Source organism: Acinetobacter sp. Lyrl_1, assembly GCF_051948795.1.
GTDB classification, from domain to species: domain Bacteria; phylum Pseudomonadota; class Gammaproteobacteria; order Pseudomonadales; family Moraxellaceae; genus Acinetobacter; species Acinetobacter towneri.
In genome coordinates this window covers 1-378 of record NZ_JAYJLK010000121.1, presented here as the reverse complement: position 1 = coordinate 378, position 378 = coordinate 1, and the positions used below count along the sequence as shown (strand labels likewise).

Genomic DNA, 378 nt, shown 5'->3' with positions numbered 1-378 from the left:
AAGTTTTGGCTGAATGTCCTGACTGAGCTTAAAAACCGAGGGTTGCAGGATATTCTGATCGCCTGTGTGGATGGACTAAAAGGCTTTCCTGATGCCATTAACAGCGTATACCCGCAAACCCATATCCAGCTGTGCATTATCCATATGCTGCGTAACAGCTTGAAATACGTATCATGGAAAGATTACAAGGCCGTCACTCAGGATTTAAAAGCCGTTTATCAGTCACCTACTGAAGAGGCAGCCTTGATGGCCTTGGATCAATTCGCCCAAACATGGGATGACAAGTACCCACAGATCAGCAAAAGCTGGCGTACACACTGGGAGAATCTAAATACCTTCTTTGCTTATCCAGCCGAGATACGCAAAGCCATCTATACC

At 45.8% G+C, this 378-nt stretch carries 1 protein-coding gene; it reads left to right on the top strand.

The features are described 5' to 3' along the window. Positions 1 to 378: IS256 family transposase (locus VF675_RS13820; protein ID WP_440205400.1), on the top strand; the 378-nt coding region annotated here is incomplete at both ends.